Genomic DNA, 20,682 nt, shown 5'->3' on the forward strand with positions numbered 1-20,682 from the left:
AGCGGGGTGGGAGATGATGCATCCGCCCACCCCGGCCTCTTCGCGATGCGGGAGAGGTGAAGGGTTTACAGGAACTTCGCCATCACCCCGGCGGTATCGATCATGCGGTTGGAAAAGCCCCATTCGTTGTCGTACCAGCTGACAACGCGGGCAAGCTTGCCTTCCATCACGCTGGTTTCCAGCGCATCGACCGTGGAAGAGGCAGGGTGGTGGTTGAAGTCGCTCGAAACCAGCGGCTGGTCGGTATAGTCGAGCACGCCCTTCATCGGGCCTTCGGACGCGGCCTTCAAAGCCGCGTTGATTTCTTCGACCGAGGTGTCGCGGCCCGGCACGAAAACGAGATCGACCATCGAGACATTCGGGGTCGGCACGCGCACCGACGAGCCATCGAGCTTGCCCTTCAGCTCTGGCAGCACCAGGCCCACCGCACGCGCGGCGCCGGTGGTGGTCGGGATCATGTTGGCCGCCCCGGCGCGGGCCCGGCGCAGGTCCTTGTGGATCTGGTCGAGCATCCGCTGATCGTTGGTGTAGGAGTGGATCGTGGTCATAAAGCCGCGCTCGATGCCGATGGTATCATTGAGCACCTTGGCAACCGGCGCGAGGCAGTTGGTCGTGCAGCTCGCGTTGGAAATGATCACGTCATCGCCCGTCAGGGTTTCGTGGTTCACGCCATAGACGATGGTCTTGCTGACACCGGTCGCGGGCGCGGAGATGATCACGCGCTTGGCCCCGGCGGCAAGGTGCGGACGGCTCGCCTCGTCCGACTGGAAGAAGCCAGTGCATTCGAGCACGATGTCGATGCCCATGGCCGCGTGGGGCAGCTTGCCCGGATCCTTCTCGGCGGTCACCGCGATGCGCTTGCCGTTGACGAGGATTGCATCGCCATCGGCGCGCACTTCGCCGCCAAAGCGACCGTGCACCGAATCGTGAGCGAACAGCAGCGCGTTCGACTTGGCGTCGGCCAGATCGTTGATCGCGACCAGATCGAGATCGTGATCGGTGCGTTCGAGGATCGCGCGGGCAACGAGGCGGCCGATGCGGCCGAAGCCATTGATGGCAACTTTGATGGCCATGAGAGGTACTCCTGCTTATGCGTTCAACTTGTTCAGGATTTGCGGAACGATCTTGTCCGCGGTGAAGCCGAAATGGGCAAACAGATCGTCCGCAGGCGCCGAAGCGCCGAACCTGTCGAGGCCGATGTTCAGCCCCTTGGCGCCGGTGTAGCGCTGCCAGCCGAAGGTGCTCGCCGCCTCGACCGAGACGATCAGCACATCATCGGGCAGAATGTCGGCGCGGTAGGCGGCATCCTGCTCGTCGAACAGCTCGGTGCAGACCATCGAGACGACGTCCACGCCGATGCCCTGCGCTTCGAGCCGCGCGGCGCAGGCCATGGCAAGCTGGACTTCCGAGCCGGTGGCGAGGATCACGACCTTGCGCGGCCCTTCCGCCGCCTTGAGGCGGTAGCCGCCCTTGGCTGAGCGGTTCTTGCCCGGTTCAAGCCGCAGCTGCGGCAGGTTCTGGCGGGTCAGCGCCAGCACGGTCGGGCGATCTTTCTGGCGCAGCGCGATCTCCCAGCACTCGGCGGTTTCGACCGCGTCGGCCGGGCGCATCACCAGCAGGTTCGGCATGGCCCGGAGCGAGGCGAGATGCTCGACCGGCTGGTGGGTCGGCCCATCCTCGCCCAGCCCGATGGAATCATGGGTCATCACATAGACCACGCGGCAATGCTGGAGCGCCGAGAGGCGGATCGCGCCGCGGGCATAGTCGGTGAAGACGAGAAAGGTGCCGCCATAGGGGATCACGCCCCCGTGCAGCGCCATGCCGTTCATCGCCGCGGCCATGCCGAATTCGCGAATGCCGTAATAGACGTAGCGACCGGCGTAATCGTCCTTGGAGAAGGTGCCGATCCCGCCCGCCAGCGTGTTGTTCGAGCCGGTAAGATCGGCGCTGCCGCCAATCGTGTCGGGCAGCATCGGGTTGATCGCCCCAAGCGCGATTTCGCTCGCCTTGCGGGTGGCGATCTTCTGCGGCGATGCAATCAGTCCGGCGATGTGGGCATCGAGGCTGAAGCCTTCGGGCAGATCGCCTGCCATGCGCCGCACGAACTCGGCCTTGTGCGGGCTGGCTTCGAGATGCCCCGCCCAGGTGCCATGCGCAAGGCGCCCCGGTTCGCCCGCCATGCGCCAGTCGGCGAGAATATCCGAGGGAACCTCGAAAGGCGCGGCATCCCAGCCAAGCTCCTTGCGCGCCGCGGCCACTTCCGCCGTGCCCAGCGCCGCACCGTGGACGCCGCTGGTGCCCTGCTTGTTCGGCGCGCCCTTCCCGATCAGCGTGCGACAGGCGATGAGCGAGGGGCGCGGGTCGGCCTTGGCTTCCTGCAAGGCGCGCTCGATATCGGCGAAGTCATGACCGTCGCATGTCGTCACGTGCCAGCCGGTTGCCCGGTAACGCGCCTTGATGTCCTCCGAGGTGGACAGGTCGGTCGCGCCGTCGATGGTGATGCGGTTGTCATCCCACAAGACGTTGAGCTTGCCGAGACCAAGGTGGCCGGCAAGCCCGATTGCCTCGTGGTTGATGCCCTCCATCAGGCATCCGTCGCCCGCGATAACCCAGGTGCGGTGATCGACCAGATCGTCCCCGAACAGGGCATTGAGATGCCGCTCGGCCATCGCCATGCCCACCGCCATCGCGATCCCCTGGCCCAGCGGGCCGGTGGTGCACTCCACCCCATCGAGCAAGAAGTTTTCCGGGTGACCGGCGCAAGGGCTGGAAAGCTGGCGGAAATTGCGAATGTCATCGATCGTCGGCGCGGCATAGCCCGTGAGGTAGAGCAGGCTGTAGATCAGCATCGAACCATGGCCCGCGCTGAGCACGAAGCGGTCACGGTCGGGCCAATGCGGCGCGGTCGGATCGAACTTGAGGTGGCCGGTGTAGAGCACGGTCGCCACATCGGCCATGCCCATCGGCATCCCTGGGTGACCCGAATTGGCCGCCTCGACCGCATCCATCGACAGGGCACGGATGGCATTGGCCATGAGCGGCAGGCGGGCGGGTTCGATCGTCATGGGCGCGCGTGTCTCCTGATGCTGCCCCGGTATCCGCGGCTGCGGCCCGGAGCCTGACCGTCGGCCCCGCCGGGCCTTCGGGCGATTCGATCCCTCGATTGCGGCTGTGCCATTGCCGAGCCATTGGGAGAGGTCAACCTTGCGTGCGCAGGCAGGGCGTAGGGCGCTGCGCATGACTTATCAACAGGCCGCCCCAAGGCTTTGCGCGCACGAGCCTATCTTGGTATTTCTGAGCCATGAATGCTGCCCGCATCGCGCACGCGCTGGAGCGCATCGAGGCCGCGTTGGCGCGGATGGATGCCGCACGCGAGGGCCTGTTGGCGGCGGCCCCGCAGCCTTCCTCCGGTTCGGCACGGGTGGTGGAACTGGTCAACGCGCACGAGAAACTGCGCGAGCAAGTCGCGGAAACCCTTCGCGAACTCGACGGTCTGATCGGCAAGCTGGAAGAATAGGCCCCCATGAGCACTGTGACGCTGACCATCGGGCCGAAGTCCTATTCCATCGCCTGCGCCGACGGCGAGGAAGCGCATATCGAGGCACTGGGCGCGATGATCGCCGAGAAATATGCCCAGATCGGAGCGGCACGCGCGCCGTTGGAGGCGCAGAACCTGCTGTTCGCCGGGCTGTTCCTTGCCGATGAGCTGGCGGAGGCGCGCAAGGCCATGCCAGCTGCCGATCCTGCTGCGGCAGCCGAAGAAATTGCCGCGCTGAAGGCCAGGATTGCCCAGCTCGAAGCCGAACTGGCAGCTGCACGCAAGGGCCCGCCTCCAGCTTCAGCCACCGCGCCGGGCCCGCAAGGCGATCTGTTCGGCGATCCGGAGGCCTCGGCCCTGCTAGCCGAGCGGCTCGAAGCCCTCGCCGCCCGCGCCGAAACGAGCGCGGCGGCGCTTGAAGCGGCCGTAGCGAACGCCTAAGAAAGACATGGCGGGACTGCCCGGCACGAGCCGATCGAATATCCCTGAGGCTATAAACAATCCCATGGGAGCTGTCCCTGTCCGGGCTCGCTGGTTCGTCCGGAGGGCTCGGGCACACGGCGCCCACCTGACGTTGCAGGCGTCAGAGGATTTCTAGCGCAACCGACCCATGGTGGTTCCGCCACGTTTTCTTGCCGTACCGCTTCGCTGCTTGAGGGCGTTCTTGTTTTCCGCGCCGATCCGGGCTGCGACGGCTTCGGGGCCCGGCCCTTCGGGCTACCCCCTGCGGGCGGGCGGTCGCCCTTGCGGCCCTGCGGGCCGTGGCCTACCGCTAACGGTGCAATGACCGACCCGATCAAATCCGAACTCCGCCGCATTCTGCGCGCCGCGCGCAAGGCGCATGTCGCGGCGCTGCCGGATTCGACCCGCGGCCTGCTGTTCCATCGCCCTCCGGCCCCGCTGCTGGCGCGGATCGGGGACCAGGCTGTGATCGGGCTCTATCATGCGTCGGCCTACGAAGCCCCTGCCGGCGGCTATGCGCGCTTCTTTTACGAGGCCGGGCACAGCATTGCCCTGCCCCGTTTTGCCGCAGCCGATGCGCCGATGACCTTCGCCCGCCACAGCGATCCCTATGGCGAAAGCGATCTCGAAGCCGGCCCTTTCGGTATTCTTCAGCCAGGGGCCGGGGCCGAGCCGCTGGTGCCCGACGTCCTTTTCGTTCCGCTGGTGGGCTTTACCGCCACAGGGGCAAGGCTCGGCCAGGGAGGCGGTCATTATGATCGCTGGCTGGCGGAACATCGGCCGACCCTGGCGGTTGGGCTGGCGTGGGATGTGCAGCTGTGTGACGCGCTTCCGGCCGAACCCCATGATGCCGCGCTCGACGCGGTGATCACCCCGACCCGGATCTACGGACACCTGAACTGATGCGCGACAGCCCGACCTGGCGGATCCCTCTTGGCATTCTTGGCCTGTTCACCGGCCTGATGGCCTATGGCGTGGTGATTGCGCGTTATGTCCCGGCGCTGATCGGCAGCTGGCCAGGGCTGGCGCAGACGGCAGTCTATATGGTGCTCGGCCTGATCTGGCTGCTGCCGCTGCGGCGTTTCCTGATCTGGATGGATACCGGGCGCTGGAGCCCGCCAGAATAACCATTTGGTCCAAGAAAAAGGCGGGCTGAAGCCCGCCTTGCGCTGCCCTTGCGGGCCTTTGTGCGGAACAAGTGGCGCGAGTGACGGGGCTCGAACCCGCGACCTTCGGCGTGACAGGCCGACGCTCTAACCGACTGAGCTACACCCGCGCATCTTGTCCTCATCGGGCGGTGCGGCGCTGCCGTCCCGCTCGTGGAGCAGCGCCATTAGGGCGGTCGGTTCGGGCTGTCAACGCCCCTGTCTGCCTGCGCATGCAATATTTTCCGCCTAGTCGACCAGCAGCAATGCCGGCGTCTCAAGCAGGCGCTTTACGCCCTGCACGAAACTCGCCGCGTCGTGCCCGTCGACCACACGGTGATCGCAGGAGATCGAGATGTTCATCAGCTTGCGCTTGGCAATGCGCTCACCGCCCATGCCGTCGGCAACGAACATCGGGCGCTCGACGATCCGGTTCGGCCCAAGGATGGCGACCTCCGGACGGTTGATGACCGGCGTGGTCGCTACCCCGCCCAAGGGGCCGAGCGAGGTGATGGTGAGCGTCGATCCGGAAAGCTCCTGCGACGTCGCCTTGCCGCTGCGCGCTGCCTCGGCCAGCCGACCGATCTCGCGCGCGAGCTGCCACAGGTTGCGGCTCTGCGCATCGCGAATCACCGGCACCATCAACCCGCTGCCGGTCTGCGTCGCCATGCCGAGATGGACGCTGCCATAGCGGGTCACCACGCCTGCCTCGTCATCGTAGCGGGCGTTGATCATCGGGAATTGCGGGATCACCTTGCAGATCGCGGTGATCAACAGCGGCAGCATGGTGAGCTTGGGGCGATCCCCGCGCGCGGCGTTGAGCTGCGCGCGTAGGTCTTCGAGGTCGGTGACGTCGCATTCCTCGACATAGGTGAAATGTGGAATGTGGCGCTTGGCCGCGGCCATGTTCTGGGCGATGCGCTTTCTAAGGCCGATGACCTTGATCGTTTCGTCGCCGCGCGCCTTGCCCGCAGCGGCAAATCCGCCGCCGGCGTTGTAGGCGAGGAAGGCATCGAGATCGGCATGGCGCACGCGTCCATCAGCGGCGGGCTTAACCTGCGCAAGATCAACGCCCAGATTTCTCGCGCGCTGGCGCACGGCGGGACTGGCAAGCACCTTGGCCGCTGCGCGCGATTCAGGTGCACGAGCGGGGGCGGGCGCGGCGGCAACCGCATCGTCAACGTCGGACGCATCGGGGGTTTCGAGCGCGATCGGCTCGGCCACTTGTTCCGACATCGGCGCGTCGAACATATCGTCCTCGCTCTGGGCTGCGGCGGCTTCGGCTTGCGCGCCGGACACTTCGCCCTCGACCTCGATTACCACCAGCACTGCTCCGACGGCGATGGTGTCACCCACCTCGCCCGCCAGCGCGGTGACGACGCCCGCCACCGGGCTTTCGATGTCGATCGTCGCCTTGTCGGTCATCACATCGACAAGGTGCTGATCCTCCTCCACGCGGTCACCCACCTTGACGTGCCATTCGACGATTTCCGCCTCGGCAACGCCCTCGCCCACGTCGGGCATGTTGAATGTGAACTTCGCCATGATGCGTGTCAGTCCTTGAGGAGCTTGTCGATCGCCTCGCCGATGCGGACGGGGCCGGGGAAATAGGCCCATTCGAGGCTGTGGGGATAGGGCGTGTCGAAGCCGGTGACGCGTTCGACCGGGGCTTCGAGGTGGTAGAAGCAGTGTTCGGTCACGAGCGCCGACAGTTCCGCACCGAAGCCCGAGGTGCGGGTCGCCTCATGGACGATCAGGCAACGCCCGGTCTTTTCCACCGAGGCTTTGACCGCATTGATGTCGAGCGGCACCAGCGTCCTGAGGTCGAGGATTTCGGCATCGACACCCTTGGCCTTGCACACCGCTTCAGCGACATGAACCATGGTGCCATAGGCAAGCACGGTGAAGGCCTCGCCCTCCTGCACCACCCGCGCCTTGCCGAGCGGCACCTTGTAGTAGCCCTCGGGAACGATCGAATCCGGGTGCGTCTTCCACGGCGCGACCGGCTTGTCATAGTAGCCCGAGAATGGCCCGTTGTAGATGCGCTTGGGCTCGAAGAAGATCACCGGGTCGTTATCTTCGATGGCGGAAATCAGCAGCCCCTTGGCATCGTGGGGCGTGGCCGGAACCACGGTCTTCAGGCCTGCCACGTGGGTGAACAGCGCCTCCGGGCTCTGGCTATGGGTCTGCCCGCCGAATATGCCCCCGCCGAAGGGCGAGCGTACGGTCAGCGGGGCGATGTAGTCGCCCGCCGAACGGTAACGCAGACGCGCAGCTTCGGAGATCAGCTGATCGAGGCCGGGATAGATATAATCGGCAAACTGGATCTCCGGCACGGGACGCAACCCATAGGCCCCCATCCCCACCGCCACGCCGATGATGCCGCATTCGGAAATCGGCGTGTCGAACACCCGGGTCTTGCCATACTTGGCCTGAAGCCCGGCCGTGGCGCGGAACACACCGCCGAAATAGCCGACATCCTCGCCCATGACGATCACGTCGGGATCGCGCGCAAGCATGATGTCGAGCGCCTCGTTGATCGCCTCGATCATGTTGAGGCGGCGTTCGGCCTGAGCTTCGGCCGGGGGGGCAAGATCCTCGCTCATCCGAAGGGCCTTTCGGTGCCGAACTTGGCAATGCGCTCGCGGATCGCCTGTTCCGCCTGTTCCTGCAGATGCCAGGGCAGCTCCTCGTAGACATCCTCGAACATGGTGTGGAACGGGTGATGGAGTCCGTGGCCAAGGATGCCGTTTTTCTCGGCCTCCTTGGTGGCGGCCTTGACGGTTTCGGCGCATGCCAGATCCATCGCCGCATGGCGCGCCTCATCCCATTCGCCGATCGCGATGAGGTGCTTCTTGAGCCGGGCGACAGGATCGCCCAGCGGCCATTCCTCGCGCTCCTGCGCCGAGCGGTAAGCAGAAGGGTCATCCGAGGTCGAATGGCCCTCGGCGCGATAGGTGAAGTATTCGATCAGCGTCGGGCCGTGATTGGCGCGGGCACGGTTGGCGGCCCACTCGGCGGCGGCATAGCAGGCCAGAGCGTCATTGCCGTCAACCCGCAGCGCGGCGATGCCATAGCCCAGCCCGCGAGCGGCGAAGGTGGTGCGCTCGGCGCCCGCGAAGCCGCTGAAGCTCGAAATCGCCCACTGGTTGTTGATCACATTGAGGATTACCGGAGCGTTGTATACTGCCGCGAAGGTGCAGGCCGAGTGGAAGTCGCCCTCGGCGGTCGAGCCCTCGCCCACCCAGCTTGCCGCGATCCGGCTGTCCCCGCGGATTGCACTTGCCATCGCCCAGCCCACCGCCTGCGGGCACTGGGTGGCAAGGTTGCCGGAGATCGAGAAGAAGCTGTGCTCGCGGCTCGAATACATGATCGGCAGCTGCCGGCCCTTCAGCTTGTCGGCCTTGTTCGAATAGATCTGGTTGATCATGTCGATCAAAGGATAGCCGCGTGCGATCAGGATGCCCTGCTGGCGGTAGGAGGGAAACACCATGTCGTCGCTGGCGAGCGCCATCGCGGGTGCGATCGAGGTCGCTTCCTCGCCGGTGCACTTCATGTAGAAGCTGGTCTTGCCCTGCCGCTGGCCGCGGAACATGCGTTCGTCGAAGGCGCGCACCATGGCCATGTGGCCGAGCATGGTGCGCAGGGTTTGAGGATCGAGCCGCGGGTTCCAAGGCCCATGCGCCTGATTATCCTCGCCCAGCACGCGAATAAGGCTGAAGGCCAAATCTTGAATCTGCGCGGGATGCACGCTTTCGTCGGGACGCGGCTGCGCACCCGCCGTGCCGATGTCGATATGCGAGAAGTCCGGCTTGTCGCCAGGCCGGCATTTCGGCTCGGGCACATGCAGCGCGAGCGCCGGGCGGTTGGTATCGGCCGGTTTCGCAGGTCCTGCCATCGCGGCGCTCTCCCCCTTGCTGGCACCCGTCCGGTTGGGTGCAATCATTGCTTGGAAGTGTATTTTTATTTCAACACGCGAGAACGGTCAAGGTCAGCGCTCAGACCGCAACGGGCGCCCTGATCGCAGGCAGCGGCGCGTAATCATGCACCGCGAAATCCTCGATGCGGTAATCGAAAATGGTTTCAGGCCTGCGGATGATCTCAAGCCTCGGCTGGCCTTGCGGCCGACGTTGCAATTGCTCCTCGATCAGATGCGCGTGGTTGAGATAGAGGTGCACATCGCCGCCCATCCACACCAGCTCGCCCGGCCGCATGTCAACCTGCTGCGCGATCATCGCCGTCAGTAGGGCCGCCGACCACAGGTTGAACGGCAGGCCGAGCGCGACATCGCAGCTGCGCTGGTAAAGCAGGCAATTGAGCCGGGCGTCCACGCCTTCGCCGGCAACGTGGAACTGGTAGGTCTTGTGGCAGGGGGGCAAGGCCATCCGGTCAAGCTCGGCGACGTTCCAGCCCTCGATGATGTGGCGGCGGCTACCGGGGTTCGTGCGCAGGGATTCGATCACTCGCGCCACCTGATTGATGCCCTCGCCCTTTTCGTAAAGGCCGTCGGCACGGTAACGATAGGTTGGCCAGTCGATCCACTGCTTGCCATAGACCGGGCCAAGATCGCCCCAGTTGACGGCAAAGGCCTCGTCCTCGGCGATTCGCCGGACGAAATCTTCCAAGCTGATTGGATCGCCGGTTTGGCGGACGTAATTGGCGTGAGGCCATTCGTTCCAGATCTTCACGCCCTGCAACACCAGCGGGCGGATGTTGGTCGAACCGGTGAGGAACCACAAGAGCTCGCGGGTCGCGGTCTTCCAGTAAACCCGCTTGGTGGTGAGCAGCGGCATCGCGCCTCCGGCCAGATCGAATCGCAGCATCGCCCCGCAGAGCGAGCGCGTGCCGATTCCGGTGCGATCAATCCGCTCACTGCCGGTCTCCCAGATCTGCCGCATCAGTTCGAGATATTGCTGCTCGGGATGGGGAGAAGCGTCAGAGGAAAGGGGAATCGCAGCGCTAGCCATGAATGGGACTATAAGCTGCAATTGCCCGCTTGCCACTGTGCTCATCCACACCTATAGGGCCCGCCTTGCCTCGATCCGCACCTGGGTTCTTCCCGTTGCGGAGTTGACACGGTCGGGGAGTAGCTCAGCCTGGTAGAGCACTGTCTTCGGGAGGCAGGGGCCGGAGGTTCGAATCCTCTCTCCCCGACCAATCATCGCCTTGTAGAACAGGGATTTTCCTTTGACTACAGGCAGGGGCCCAAGCCACAAATTGAACCTTCATGCGGTTCTTCTCGTGATCGCTTTCGCCACGTTGGCGAGATAGTCAGGCGTGAACCTTGCGTAGTGCTTCACGGTCGTGACGCTGTCGTCGTGACCCATGAACTGAGCCAGCGCCGCCATACTGGTGCCTGCCTCGGCGGCCCAGACTGCGCCAGTGTGCCGCAGCGTGTAAGGGGTGACATGGATGTCCGAGCGCTCGCTGGCAGCTTGGAACGCCTTCTTCACGCTGGCGACCCGTTTGACACCGTGCTCGATCACCCATTGGCTCTGTCGCCCAGCGACGGCGGTCTTAAGGGCTTCGCGATTTAATTCAAGCGATATGCGAATCATTCTCTCGTTTGCTCAAAATGCCGGACGGTTCGGATCGAATCAGCACTTTGCAACGACGCGGCACGCCTACCTTTGCACCCAACCCGAAGGCCACACGGAGCGGTGCGTAACATTAAGTGCAAGTCACATGCTTAAGGTGGGCGCAATGACCGGAACGGGGTCGATTTCGGAATGGCAGGAATTTTGCCGAGGTGCGGCAGAGCCGCCATTTGCGGCCCGCGCTGAGCAGCGACGGCTCCCGACCCAGACCCGGTCTTTCCCGAGCATCAACGGCAATGTCTGATTCCGCCGGAAGCCGTTAACCAGCTTTCAGGATCGCGCATTGGCCACGCTCATGGCTGGAACTGAGTGGATAGGCGAATGGCGGCTTCCGATGCGAAAAGTTGCCGCGCCGTCTCCCGTCCTGTGCACCAACCACCTGTAATTCAGCTGCAGGCCCACCACCCGCGGCGGGGTGACGCGGGCGTAGAGCGTGCCATCATTGCCGAAAGCGAAATTGGCGAAGAAATTGGTGTTGAACACCAGTTCGTCGGTCAGGTTCTCGAAATATAGGCGGGCCGACCAATGCTCGGTCTCCCATCCGATCTGCCCGCCGATCAGCACCACCGCATCCTGAAAGGCGATGTTTTCGGGATTGAGCGGGGTGTTGCCTGACGCCGCCACCTCGCCGCGCAGGAACAGTCCCTTCCAGGGCCGCACGAGGCTGACAGCGAGGCGTCGTATTCCGGCACCAGGCGCACCCGGTTGCCGGTGAAATCCTGCGTCGCGGAGAAGCGGTAATCGTTATAGGTGCTGTCGACATAGCCGAAGGACGCGGCCAGTTCGAGCGTCGCGCTCGGCTTGCCGGTCACTTCCAGTTCGAAGCCACGGCTGCGGACATTGGCATCCGAGGTAATCAGGTTGGTCGAGATCGCCTGACCCTAATCGTTCACCAGCACGTTGAATTCCTGCCAGTTGTTCGCATCGATATGGAACAGCGCCCCTGACACCAGCAGTCGCTTGTCCAGCAGTTCGAGCTTGGCTCCGGCCTCGTAGCTCCACAGCGTCTCCGCGCCGAAACCGCTGAAATCGCGGGTGACGGCGCTGCTGGCAGCCCCAAGGTTGAACCCGCCGGGGATCCACCCCTTGGCCACCGAGACATAGACCAGCAACGCCTCGTCCACCCGCCAATCGAGCAAGGCCTTGGGCAGGAACTCCTCGAAGGTGCGCGACAGGTCTTCCGCCGGGAACTGGAACTGGCCGAAGGGGCCGAGGTCGAGCACGCCCGCCTCCTGCACCTTGTCGCGCTCGGCCCGTTCGTATCGGTCGCCGGCGGTGAAGCGGAGATTGGCGAGCAGCGGCACGGTGACCTGTCCGAACACGGCATAATCGCGTGAACGGGTGGTCTGGAGCGGGGCCGGGACATAGTCATCCAGCCCGCCCGGCCCTGCCAGCGTCGACAGGATCTGACCTTCACTGCTGCGATAGTGGTTGAGCCCCGCCACCCACTGGATGCGCGCGCCGGAAGGTGACGCGAGGCGGGCTTCGACGTTCCAGAAGGTCTCGTCGTCGATGTTCGCCCCCGCCGCGCCGGGAAGGGCTGTGAGATCGAGGTCGGTGCCTTGCGATTTGACGTCAAGCTGCCGCCACGAAGCGTTGAAATCGAGCACCGCCCCGCCGAAATCGACATTAAGGTTGCCGGCCAGCAGAACCTCGTCCTCCGCCGTGCGCTTGGGCGCGTCATTGATGAGGGTAAAGCGTCCCGCCTGCCTGCCGCCATTGAAGGCCTGCGAATAGTTGCGGTTATAGATATTGCGGTCGATCGGCAGGAATTCCTGCTCGTAAAGACCGAGTGCGAGCAGGATCGAGGTCTGGGTCAGCAGGTCGAGCGTGACGGCCGCCGACGGGGTCCAGCGCAGCTTGCCCTGTACGAAGGCCTCGCTCAGCTGGCCTTCCTCGCCGATCGAAGACCCGATGTTGCGCACGAAGGAATCGGCGTGGGAATAGCTCGCCACCATCGAAGCCGTCAGCCGGTCCTCGATCAGCGGGCCACCCATCGCGAGGCGCACGTCGCCGCCGATGCCATTGCCGAAGCCGAAGCCCGAGCCCGTCACTTCGCCTTCGAAGGCATCGCTCGGCTGACGGGTGCGGATGACAATCAACCCGCTTTCGGTATTGGCGCCGTAAAGCGTGCCCTGCGGCCCGGGCAGCACCTCTACCTGTTCGACTGTCCCGAGAGTCTGTTCTTGCAGCTTGCGGAAGGGGATGCCATCGACATAGACCGCCGCGCGGTTGACGATGAGGGGGTTGGATTCGATCCCACGGATGGTGACGTAGGTGCCGCCGACCTGCCCGGTCTGGTTGAACTGCACATTGGGAATGTGGTCGTCGATCTGGCGCAGACTGTCGATCCGGGCATCGCGGATGAATTGCTCGGTCAGCACCGTTGCTGCCACCGGGGTATCGGCGAGCGGCGAAGGCTGGCGCGTGGCGGTGACGATGATCCCGTCCCTCGTGATTTCCGGCTCAGGCTCGGGCGGCGGTGACTGGGCCAGCGCGGCCGTGGGTGCGACGCCAGAAAGTAGCGCGGCAAGGATCAAGCGTTGAGCCATGGGAACCCCATAATTGCGAACAAGTCGCAACTATAGATGTAACAACATAACATCAACAGCCGTGACTTTCGCAACCGGGCAATTGCTTTGGCTGTTAGGCAATCAGTCTCGCCAGCGGCTCGGGGCGATCCCGTGTTGGCGCTTGAAGGCGGTGGCGAAGTGGGCGGGGGAATAGCCCACCCGATAGGCAACCTCGGTCGGGCGGATTCCCTGCCGCAGCAGCCGACCAGCCTCGTCCAGACGGAAGCGGGTCTGGTAACCGCCGATCGACATGCCGAATTCGCGCCGGAAAGCCTCGCTCAGGATGCGCGGGCTGCATCCGGTCCGGCGGGCGAGGGCGGCGATGGAGAGTGGGCGGGTGAACTCGGCTTCTATGAGTGCACAAGCCTCGCGCGCCAGACTGCGGGAGCGCGGCGCGTCGGCATCCGAAGGGCGCGGACGGCACAGCGCTTCCTCGACCACCGCGACCAGTTCGAGCGCCCGCGCCTCGCGCGCCATGTCCCTGGCGGTGCCCTGGAACCACGGATCGATCGGCATGGAAAGGCGCGCGATGAAAGACCGCGGCACGCCTGCAAGCGCCATGCAGACATCGCCCTGACGACGGGCAAAGTCCGCCAGCGGGCCGAACCCGTCGAGCTGCGACGGCTGCGCCGACAATCCGGCCGAGTGGAATTGGCCCGGGGCGAGGATGGTCGTCATCGTGACCGGGGCCGTGCAGATGACCAGCGTCGCGCCCGAACCGGTGACAGCCATCTTTCCGAAGGGCGCGACACTCTCGATCCCCGGGGTGAGGCCACAGGCGAAATGAAGCCCCGCGGGCAAGTCGGCCTGGTATTCAAGCCCTTGGGGATTCACCCCGCTCGATTGTCAGTAGGCAGAACCAGAGGGATGGCACGCAGCCTGTTCGGTCGCGCCGCCGCTGATGGCACCAATCGCCTCGGTCCAGTTTCCATCCATCGGGCAGAATATTTTTTCCAAAGAATCGCGCGGACACCAGCAAAATTGACCAACCGCCTTGGACCTTCGACAGAAAATGCTAATGCGATTGATTTGCATGAATGGCATGTCTAATGGCTATTGAGATTGATTCTCAAAAGGGACTTCCACGGCTGCTCGCCAATCTTGCTTTCGGCTTCTTATGCTGTCTGCTGCCGCCACGCCTGCCCAGCTTTCCGCGCAAGCTGCATCCGGCGAAGCTGGGCTCGAACGCTCTGAGCGCGCTGCCGAAGAGCAGCAAGCGGACAACATCATCGTTACCGGCCGCGCGCAGAAGCTCTACCGGGTTGAAACCACCGCTTCGACCAAGCTGCCCACCGAGCCGTTGCTTTCGAGCCAGAATGTCTCCGTCATCACCAGCGAGCTGATCCAGGATCAGGGCGCGCGCGATGCGCAGGACATCTACCGCAACATTTCGGGCGTGAGCTTCTTTAGCTACGCCGGCGTGACCGCGCGCGGCTTCCGGCAGGAGGAGATCTTCTTCGATGGCCTGCGCGGCGATCCCTATGCCGGATTCTCGGTGCCGCAGTTGTTCAACCTCGACCGGGTCGAGTTCCTGAAAGGCCCCTCCGGGATGCTCTATGGCCCCGGCGCGCCGGGCGGGCTGTTCAACTACGTCACCAAGAAACCGCAAGACAAGCCCTTTAGCGCCGACGTTCGAGGGATCGTCGGGAATGCTGACCGCATCGGTGGCTCGGCTGAAGTCAACAGCTCGCTTGGCGGGGGCTTCGCCGCGCGCGGCGGGTTGTTCTACGAGGATCGCGGCCTGTTCCGCTTCAACGCTGCCTCACGCACCTTGATCGCCGATGGCGGCGTGTCATGGAGCCCCGGCCCGGTAACGGTGATCCTCCAGGCGACTCGCTACGACCAGGAACTCGACGCCAGCCGCCTGCGGGGCGTGCCGACCGACGATGACGGCAATTTCCTCGCGGACCGGCGGTGGAACCACAACGAGCCGGGTGATTTCCTCAACTTGCGTTCGGACGTGCTGCAGGCGCGGATCGAGGCCGAGCCGCTGCCGGGCCTGACCCTCGATGCGACGATGCGCTACAATGACGCGACCGAGGTGCAGAACTACCATGAACCGCGCGGTCTGTTCGATTCGGATGGCGACGGCATACGCGATGCCACCATTCGCGAATTCCGCGACCAGCGCCGCGACGAGGAATCCTGGTCTTTTGGCGGCAACGCCGTCTATGCCTTCGATCTCGGCGGCGATGTCGGTAACCGGGTGCTGGCGGGGTTCGACCACTTCAACGGCGAGGAGATCTTCGCCGGGCGCAGCCTGCGCGGCCGCAACCGGGTGGTGGCGGGCCTGCCCAGCCCGCTCAGCCTGCTCGATCCGGTCTATGGCCAGTCGGACCCGGCGACCTACAACCAGGGGCCGTTCAGCATCTTCAACACCGACAGCCGCCGCACCGGTTTCTACCTCCTCAACGAACTCACCGTGGGCCCGGTGATCATCACCGGCGGCATCCGCCAGGACAATTTCCACGACGATTCCGACGGCATCGTTTTCGAGGATGAGGCCACCACCTATCGCGGCGGCATCGTCTACCGCGTGACAGACGAGATCTCGCTGTTCGGCCACTATGCCACCAGCTTCGAACCGCAGGACCCGAGCGTGCAGAACCCGCTGGCGGGCGGCCCCTTCGCGCCAACTGCCGGCGACATATTTGAGGGCGGGATCAAGACAGCGCTGATGGGCGGCCGCATCCAGTCCTCGCTTTCCGCCTACCAGATCCGCCGCCGCAACATCCTTCAGGTCGATCCGCGCGGCGACGTTGGCAATGACGGAGTCGATGACTTCGTTGCCTTCGGCGAAGTCACATCGAAGGGGATCGAGTTCGATCTTGCCGCAGACATCACCCCGGACTGGGTACTGACAGTCGCCTATGCCCATAATGACACCAAGATCACTGGCGACAACGGTGGGGGCGGGATCCTCAACCGCGTTGGCGATCGTTTCGCCAATGCGCCCAAACACCAGCTCGGCATCTGGACCCGCTACCAGATCCCCGACATCGGGATCGCTGCGGCCTTCGGCGGCGACTACGTCTCGGAGCAGGTAAGCCTGTCCGGACAGCCAGTGCGTCCGTTCATGATCTTCGATACCTCGCTGATCTACGAAGTTGGGCCGATCCGCGCGATGCTGCGGGTCGACAACCTGTTCGACAAGACCTATGCCGTGTCAGGCTTCATCGACCGCACCGGGCATTTCCCGGGCGAGCCGCGCTCGATCTTCCTTGAAGTGGGCTACGCCTTCTGATGGACATGGCGCGCGATCTTGCCGGTTTGGTGGGTGCGCGCACGGCCAAGAAGCGCAAGACGTCGCGCATCTGGTGGACGGTGCACCAATGGGTGGGTCTCAAGCTGAGCCTGTTCATGGCATTCATCATTTTCACCGGGACGCTGGCGGTGGTCAGCCACGAGATCGACTGGCTGCTGCAACCCAGCCTCAGGGTCGCTCCGGCCAGCGCCGAGGGTCCGGTGGCGTGGGCGCGGATCGCAGAGAATGCAGCACGCCATCCCGGCGTGGCCGAGGTGTGGTCGATGGAGGCGCCGACGGCCTCGGCCTTTGCGGTCAAGGTGACAGTGAAGGACGCAGGCGGCGATCTGTTCTATCTCCATGCTCACCCGACAACTGGCGCAATTCAGGGCCAAGGGCCGTGGGTGGGCGCGCAGCGGGTGCTGCGCAACATGCATCGGCATTTGAATCTGCCGACCAAAATCGGCGTCCCGATAGTCGCCTTTCTCGGTGTTCTTCTCCTCACTAGCCTCGTCACTTCGCTGGTGGTCTACAAGAAGTGGTGGCGCGGTTTCACCAAGCCGCTGCGCAGCCGCGATGCGCGCACATGGTGGGGGGACTTCCACCGGCTGGCCGGGGTCTGGTCGCTGTGGTTCGTGGCGCTGATTTCGCTCACCAGCGTGTGGTATTTCGTCGAAAGCCTCGGTCTCGATGCGCCGCCGCATCCTGAAGTCGAAGCCGGAGTGCCTGCAAAACCGGTCGCGTCAGGGTTGGAATCGGCATTTGCGGCCGCCCTTGAGGCATATCCGGGCCTCGAGGTCCGCCGCGTGATCCTGCCCGGCACGGAAAGCCCGGTGCTGCAATTGCACGGCGACTATAAGGCTATTCTGGTGCGTCCGCGTTCCAACGCCGTCTGGGTCGATCCCGCGAGCGCCAAGGTGCTGCTGACCACCGATGGGCGCAATCTCAATGTCCATCAGCGTATCAGCGAAATGGCCGATCCGCTGCATTTTGGTGACTTCGGCGGCTACTGGACCAAGGTGCCGTGGTTCCTGTTCGGCCTGCTCCTTACCGGCCTGGCGCTGTCAGGCGCAGCAATCTATTCGTTGCGCATCGCCGGCGAACGCCGACACGAGGCGCGCCTTGCGCAGGCATTCGCCGGGATGTGGCGCGATCTGCCGCGCTGGCGATGGGTGTCCGCCCTCTTGATATTGATTGGCTTCGCCCTGCTGCCAACGCTGATTTGGCAAGTGTCTTGAGCTTAGCCCCGACAGAGCGCCGGGGAACGTCTTTGTGATGTTCGCGCACACCCTCCAGTCGGCGTGGATCATGCTGGCGATTGTCCGTACGCTGCCCGCCGCATAGGGAAAGTCTGAAAAACTCCACCACTTTTGGCGAGCATCGTGGTCAGATCTGACCTGCTCCCCCCGCTGGCTCGCTCGATTTGATGTAGAGTCTGCCCTGAGCGAAGGAGCAGATGAATGAGGAAGAGTCGTTTCACCGAGTAGCAGATTATCGGCATGATCAAGTAGCAGGAGGCCGGACTGCCGACCGCCGAGGTTTGCCGCAAGCACGGGTTGAGCCTTGCGACCTTCTGCAAGCTGAAGGCCAAGTTTGGCGGCCTTGAGGTATCGGAGGGGCGGCGGTTGCGGTTGCTCGAGGAGGAGAACAGCAAGCTCAAGCGGCTGCTGGCCGAGAGCGTGCTGGACAATGCGATCCTCAAGGATCTCCTGGGAAAAGTCTGGCGACGCCAGGCCAGAGACGGGACGTGGCGCTCGGCGTGATGCGGGATTAGCAGATCTTACAGCGCCGGGCCTGCGGGCTGCTTGGCGTCGACCCCAAGAGCGCAGGCGACGGCCATGCCGGGGGCATCGCCCAAAGCCGAGCCAGGCGAGAACGTCCTCCAGACCATGCCGAGATCCGCGAGGAGATGCGCGAGATCGCCGCTCAGCGCCGCCGGTTCGGCTACCGGCGCGTGGGCGTCATGCTCGAACGCAAGGGGCACGTGATGAACCACAAGAAGCTCTACCGGTTGTATCGCGAAGAGGGCTTGTCGGTGCGGCGGCGGCGCGGGCGCAAGCGGGCACGCGGCAGCCGCACGCCGATGCCTGTGCCGCTGCGTCCGAACGATCGCTGGTCGATGGAGTTGGGCGCTGCGCGCCCTTCTCCGCTCCGCTTCGAATCTGTGGCCGACACCTTCGGCGCGTCGCGCAGGCTGCCTATCCTGGCGATCGACGATGACGCCTGCCGGGAGAACCTGTGCGTGCTGGGTGGTAGGAGCATCTCGGGTGCCCGGGTCGCACGTGAACTCGACACGCTGGTGCGGCTCTATGGCAAACCGGCTTGCATCGTCAGCGATAACGGGACGGAGTTTGCGAGCCGGGCAATCCTGAAGTGGGCGAGCGAGAACCGGGTCGAATGGCACTACATCGATCCGGGCAAGCCGCAGCAGAACGCGTTCATTGAATCGTTCAACGGATCGCTGCGCGACGAGCTGCTCAATGAGGAGCTGTTCGACAGCCTCGCCGATGCCCGGCGCAAGCTGGCTGTCTGGCGCTACGACTACAACAATGTCAGGCCGACTCATCCCTGGGGAACCGAACGCCGGCACAAGCGCGCCGGGCGTTCCTGCATGATGGAGGCGTCCCACTCGGCGCGCTTGTGCCGGCGGGCGTGCACGAATATCAAACCGGCGGACTCTCGTTATGACTGCGGGATCAGCGGGGGGCAGGTCAGCGGTGGTTGTAGAATTCGACGAAGGCTTCGATCTGGGCCTTGAGGTCGCCGGGCAGGAAGTAGTCTTCCAAGAGGATGCGGTTTTTCAGGGTCTGGTGCCAGCGCTCGATCTTGCCTTGGGTTTGGGGATGGCACGGCGCACCGCGCACGTGGCTCATCTTGTTGGCCTCGATGTATTCCGCTAGTTCGCCAGCGATGTAGCTGGGACCGTTATCGCTGAGCAGTCTGGGCTTGTGCAGCACCGTCGCGCAGTCGCAGCCCGAGGCCTTGAGGGCGGGGTCCTCTCAGCGTAGATCCTGCACCTCACCTGTGGTCGCGGCACGAGCAGTATCACCTGCTAGGCGGCGCTTGGCTTCGCCGCCCTTCGGGTCACTTACGTCACGACGTGGTCGGGGTTCGTCTACGTAGCATTCGTGATCGACGTTTACACCAGCTATATCGTGGGCTGGCGGGTGAGCAGGACGGCGCATGCCAGCTTCGTGCTCGATGCCCTGGAACAGGCGATCCATGATCAGCGTCCTGTCCATCGTGGCGGCCTGATCCACCACAGCGACCGCGGCAGCCAGTTTGTCTCGATCAAATATACCGAACGCCTTGCCGAAGCCGGGATCGATCCATCGGTGGGCAGCATCGGCGACAGCTATGACAACGCCTTTGCCGAAACGATCATCGGTCTTTACAAGGCCGAGGTCATCCATCGGCGGGGACCGAGGCGATCATTTGAAGCCGTGGGATACGCCACACTCGAAACGGAGTTCGGCGGAGCCAATGGGTGAACTGATTTAACAACCGCCGCATGATCGCGCGCATCGGCAATATCCCGCCAGCCAAAGCTGAGGAACGCTATTAAGCCAAGCTGGACGATACGCCCATGGCTGCATAATTTAATGAAACTGGCCTCCGGCAATCCTGGGGCGGTTCATTCCCCGAAGCGCACGTTCTTCACAAACCTCTCAATAAGCATAGCTGACCCTCGTGGGACTCTTCGGCGATGGGGGCTAGCACAGCGCGACCGAAAGGATCTTCCGTGAGCTCTTCTTGGCATCCCGTCTGCCCCAGCGGCGATCTTCCCGCCGATGGCAAACTCGCCGTGACCATCGCGGGATGGGACCTGCTGTTGCTGCGCGAGGGCGGATCGGTTCACGCCTACATTGACCGCTGCCCTCACCAGGCGGCTCGGCTTTCCCCCGGCAAGGTGCGACGGGGGTCGATCATGTGCCCGCTCCACGGCGCCCGCTTTAAGATCGCTACGGGCGAATGCATCGGCGGTGCCTATCGGTCGCTCAGATCTTTCGCTGTGCGCGAGGAGAACGGGACAATCGCGGTGGAGCTGCCCGGCGAGACCGCCGATTCCAGCGGCCTTCCGCTTTAGCGAAGCTACGAAGATGGGAACAGGCCGCAGCCTGTC

Annotated in this window: 17 protein-coding genes, 2 tRNA genes, 1 other RNA gene and 4 pseudogenes; 12 read left to right on the top strand and 12 right to left on the bottom strand. The window is 64.1% G+C overall.

The annotated features are described in order from the left end of the window. Positions 1-65 precede the first annotated feature (65 nt). Positions 66-1,073, bottom strand: coding sequence for a type I glyceraldehyde-3-phosphate dehydrogenase (gene gap, locus BZF61_RS08785; RefSeq protein WP_086618569.1), 1,008 nt, complete (start codon positions 1,071-1,073; stop codon positions 66-68). Between the two features lie 15 nt (positions 1,074-1,088). Further along, positions 1,089-3,065, bottom strand: coding sequence for a transketolase (tkt, locus tag BZF61_RS08790; RefSeq protein WP_086618571.1), 1,977 nt, complete (start codon positions 3,063-3,065; stop codon positions 1,089-1,091). 236 nt (positions 3,066-3,301) lie between these two features. Between tkt and BZF61_RS08795 the strand changes: the two genes are divergently transcribed. The 5 genes from BZF61_RS08795 to BZF61_RS08815 all read left to right on the top strand — a co-directional run bounded on the left by BZF61_RS08795 (position 3,302) and on the right by BZF61_RS08815 (position 5,127). After that, the gene (locus tag BZF61_RS08795) at positions 3,302-3,517 is read left to right on the top strand and encodes a hypothetical protein (RefSeq protein ID WP_086618573.1); all 216 of its coding nucleotides are present in this window, start codon (positions 3,302-3,304) and stop codon (positions 3,515-3,517) included. Between the two features lie 6 nt (positions 3,518-3,523). Beyond that, on the top strand, positions 3,524-3,979 hold the full coding sequence (locus BZF61_RS08800; protein ID WP_086618574.1) for a cell division protein ZapA: 456 nt from the start codon (positions 3,524-3,526) through the stop codon (positions 3,977-3,979). 10 nt (positions 3,980-3,989) lie between these two features. Then, positions 3,990-4,162, top strand: a non-coding RNA gene (gene ssrS, locus BZF61_RS08805) — 6S RNA. Positions 4,163-4,321: 159 nt separating this feature from the next. Next, positions 4,322-4,903, top strand: a complete 582-nt coding sequence (locus BZF61_RS08810) for a 5-formyltetrahydrofolate cyclo-ligase (protein ID WP_086618576.1) — start codon at positions 4,322-4,324, stop codon at positions 4,901-4,903. After that, positions 4,903-5,127 carry a DUF2842 domain-containing protein gene (locus BZF61_RS08815; protein WP_086618578.1) on the top strand — a complete coding sequence of 75 codons (225 nt, stop codon included), beginning with the start codon at positions 4,903-4,905 and terminating at the stop codon, positions 5,125-5,127. Before BZF61_RS08810 ends, BZF61_RS08815 begins: the two co-directional genes overlap by 1 nt. A 72-nt stretch (positions 5,128-5,199) precedes the next feature. Here the strand turns inward: BZF61_RS08815 and BZF61_RS08820 are convergent. From BZF61_RS08820 to BZF61_RS08840, 5 genes are all read right to left on the bottom strand, one after another. Next, positions 5,200-5,276 (bottom strand) — tRNA-Asp (locus BZF61_RS08820). A gap of 118 nt (positions 5,277-5,394) precedes the next feature. Continuing rightward, the gene (locus tag BZF61_RS08825) at positions 5,395-6,690 is read right to left on the bottom strand and encodes a dihydrolipoamide acetyltransferase family protein (protein ID WP_086618580.1); all 1,296 of its coding nucleotides are present in this window, start codon (positions 6,688-6,690) and stop codon (positions 5,395-5,397) included. Positions 6,691-6,698: 8 nt separating this feature from the next. Continuing rightward, positions 6,699-7,751: an alpha-ketoacid dehydrogenase subunit beta gene (locus tag BZF61_RS08830; RefSeq protein ID WP_086618581.1), complete on the bottom strand. Its 1,053-nt coding sequence runs from the start codon at positions 7,749-7,751 to the stop codon at positions 6,699-6,701. Beyond that, on the bottom strand, positions 7,748-9,043 hold the full coding sequence (locus tag BZF61_RS08835; protein WP_086618634.1) for a 3-methyl-2-oxobutanoate dehydrogenase (2-methylpropanoyl-transferring) subunit alpha: 1,296 nt from the start codon (positions 9,041-9,043) through the stop codon (positions 7,748-7,750). The genes BZF61_RS08830 and BZF61_RS08835 overlap by 4 nt, the downstream gene beginning before the upstream one ends. Positions 9,044-9,143: 100 nt before the next feature. Continuing rightward, positions 9,144-10,112, bottom strand: a complete 969-nt coding sequence (locus BZF61_RS08840; RefSeq protein ID WP_086618583.1) for a thymidylate synthase — start codon at positions 10,110-10,112, stop codon at positions 9,144-9,146. Positions 10,113-10,225: 113 nt separating this feature from the next. Here BZF61_RS08840 and BZF61_RS08845 point away from each other — a divergent pair. Further along, positions 10,226-10,302: transfer RNA gene (locus BZF61_RS08845), tRNA-Pro, on the top strand. A gap of 68 nt (positions 10,303-10,370) precedes the next feature. Here BZF61_RS08845 and BZF61_RS08850 read toward each other — a convergent pair. From BZF61_RS08850 to BZF61_RS08865, 4 genes and pseudogenes are all read right to left on the bottom strand, one after another. After that, on the bottom strand, positions 10,371-10,703 hold the full coding sequence (locus tag BZF61_RS08850) for a site-specific integrase (RefSeq protein WP_086618584.1): 333 nt from the start codon (positions 10,701-10,703) through the stop codon (positions 10,371-10,373). A gap of 309 nt (positions 10,704-11,012) precedes the next feature. After that, complete coding sequence (locus BZF61_RS08855; RefSeq protein ID WP_086618585.1) at positions 11,013-11,402, bottom strand: hypothetical protein; 390 nt, start codon at positions 11,400-11,402, stop codon at positions 11,013-11,015. After that, a pseudogene (locus BZF61_RS08860) lies at positions 11,300-13,294 on the bottom strand (TonB-dependent receptor). Before BZF61_RS08860 ends, BZF61_RS08855 begins: the two are co-directional and overlap by 103 nt. Before the next feature lie 102 nt (positions 13,295-13,396). Beyond that, the gene (locus BZF61_RS08865; RefSeq protein ID WP_143736967.1) at positions 13,397-14,116 is read right to left on the bottom strand and encodes a helix-turn-helix transcriptional regulator; all 720 of its coding nucleotides are present in this window, start codon (positions 14,114-14,116) and stop codon (positions 13,397-13,399) included. A 66-nt stretch (positions 14,117-14,182) separates the two neighbouring features. On the opposite strand from BZF61_RS08865, the gene BZF61_RS15580 reads away from it, so the two are divergent. The 4 genes and pseudogenes from BZF61_RS15580 to BZF61_RS08880 all read left to right on the top strand — a co-directional run bounded on the left by BZF61_RS15580 (position 14,183) and on the right by BZF61_RS08880 (position 19,247). Next, on the top strand, positions 14,183-14,365 hold the full coding sequence (locus BZF61_RS15580) for a hypothetical protein (RefSeq protein ID WP_143736969.1): 183 nt from the start codon (positions 14,183-14,185) through the stop codon (positions 14,363-14,365). Between the two features lie 67 nt (positions 14,366-14,432). Then, positions 14,433-16,559 carry a TonB-dependent siderophore receptor gene (locus tag BZF61_RS08870; RefSeq protein WP_086618590.1) on the top strand — a complete coding sequence of 709 codons (2,127 nt, stop codon included), beginning with the start codon at positions 14,433-14,435 and terminating at the stop codon, positions 16,557-16,559. Next, positions 16,559-17,797 (top strand): PepSY-associated TM helix domain-containing protein, encoded by a 1,239-nt coding sequence (locus BZF61_RS08875; RefSeq protein ID WP_211276746.1) that lies wholly within the window; start codon positions 16,559-16,561, stop codon positions 17,795-17,797. Before BZF61_RS08870 ends, BZF61_RS08875 begins: the two co-directional genes overlap by 1 nt. Before the next feature lie 261 nt (positions 17,798-18,058). Further along, a pseudogene (locus BZF61_RS08880) lies at positions 18,059-19,247 on the top strand (IS3 family transposase). Positions 19,248-19,276: 29 nt separating this feature from the next. Here the strand turns inward: BZF61_RS08880 and BZF61_RS08885 are convergent. Continuing rightward, positions 19,277-19,555: pseudogene (locus BZF61_RS08885) on the bottom strand (integrase core domain-containing protein); the annotation flags it as partial. Positions 19,556-19,645: 90 nt separating this feature from the next. On the opposite strand from BZF61_RS08885, the pseudogene BZF61_RS08890 reads away from it, so the two are divergent. Together BZF61_RS08890 and BZF61_RS08895 are read left to right on the top strand one after the other, a co-directional pair. Further along, positions 19,646-20,124, top strand: a pseudogene (locus BZF61_RS08890) (DDE-type integrase/transposase/recombinase); the annotation flags it as partial. A 177-nt stretch (positions 20,125-20,301) separates the two neighbouring features. Then, the gene (locus tag BZF61_RS08895) at positions 20,302-20,646 is read left to right on the top strand and encodes a Rieske (2Fe-2S) protein (RefSeq protein WP_245804556.1); all 345 of its coding nucleotides are present in this window, start codon (positions 20,302-20,304) and stop codon (positions 20,644-20,646) included. Positions 20,647-20,682: the final 36 nt, after the last annotated feature.

The organism is Erythrobacter tepidarius (assembly GCF_002155695.1).
Classification (GTDB): domain Bacteria; phylum Pseudomonadota; class Alphaproteobacteria; order Sphingomonadales; family Sphingomonadaceae; genus Erythrobacter; species Erythrobacter tepidarius.

Excerpts from the sequence above, each read along its gene's own strand:
- gap (WP_086618569.1), bottom strand. The coding sequence starts at position 1,073 with ATGGCCATCAAAGTTGCCATCAATGGCTTCGGCCGCATCGGCCGCCTC.
- tkt (WP_086618571.1), bottom strand. The coding sequence starts at position 3,065 with ATGACGATCGAACCCGCCCGCCTGCCGCTCATGGCCAATGCCATCCGT.
- BZF61_RS08795 (WP_086618573.1), top strand. The coding sequence starts at position 3,302 with ATGAATGCTGCCCGCATCGCGCACGCGCTGGAGCGCATCGAGGCCGCG.
- BZF61_RS08800 (WP_086618574.1), top strand. The coding sequence starts at position 3,524 with ATGAGCACTGTGACGCTGACCATCGGGCCGAAGTCCTATTCCATCGCC.
- BZF61_RS08810 (WP_086618576.1), top strand. The coding sequence starts at position 4,322 with ATGACCGACCCGATCAAATCCGAACTCCGCCGCATTCTGCGCGCCGCG.
- BZF61_RS08815 (WP_086618578.1), top strand. The coding sequence starts at position 4,903 with ATGCGCGACAGCCCGACCTGGCGGATCCCTCTTGGCATTCTTGGCCTG.
- BZF61_RS08825 (WP_086618580.1), bottom strand. The coding sequence starts at position 6,690 with ATGGCGAAGTTCACATTCAACATGCCCGACGTGGGCGAGGGCGTTGCC.
- BZF61_RS08830 (WP_086618581.1), bottom strand. The coding sequence starts at position 7,751 with ATGAGCGAGGATCTTGCCCCCCCGGCCGAAGCTCAGGCCGAACGCCGC.
- BZF61_RS08835 (WP_086618634.1), bottom strand. The coding sequence starts at position 9,043 with ATGGCAGGACCTGCGAAACCGGCCGATACCAACCGCCCGGCGCTCGCG.
- BZF61_RS08840 (WP_086618583.1), bottom strand. The coding sequence starts at position 10,112 with ATGGCTAGCGCTGCGATTCCCCTTTCCTCTGACGCTTCTCCCCATCCC.
- BZF61_RS08850 (WP_086618584.1), bottom strand. The coding sequence starts at position 10,703 with ATGATTCGCATATCGCTTGAATTAAATCGCGAAGCCCTTAAGACCGCC.
- BZF61_RS15580 (WP_143736969.1), top strand. The coding sequence starts at position 14,183 with ATGGCACGCAGCCTGTTCGGTCGCGCCGCCGCTGATGGCACCAATCGC.
- BZF61_RS08870 (WP_086618590.1), top strand. The coding sequence starts at position 14,433 with ATGCTGTCTGCTGCCGCCACGCCTGCCCAGCTTTCCGCGCAAGCTGCA.
- BZF61_RS08875 (WP_211276746.1), top strand. The coding sequence starts at position 16,559 with ATGGACATGGCGCGCGATCTTGCCGGTTTGGTGGGTGCGCGCACGGCC.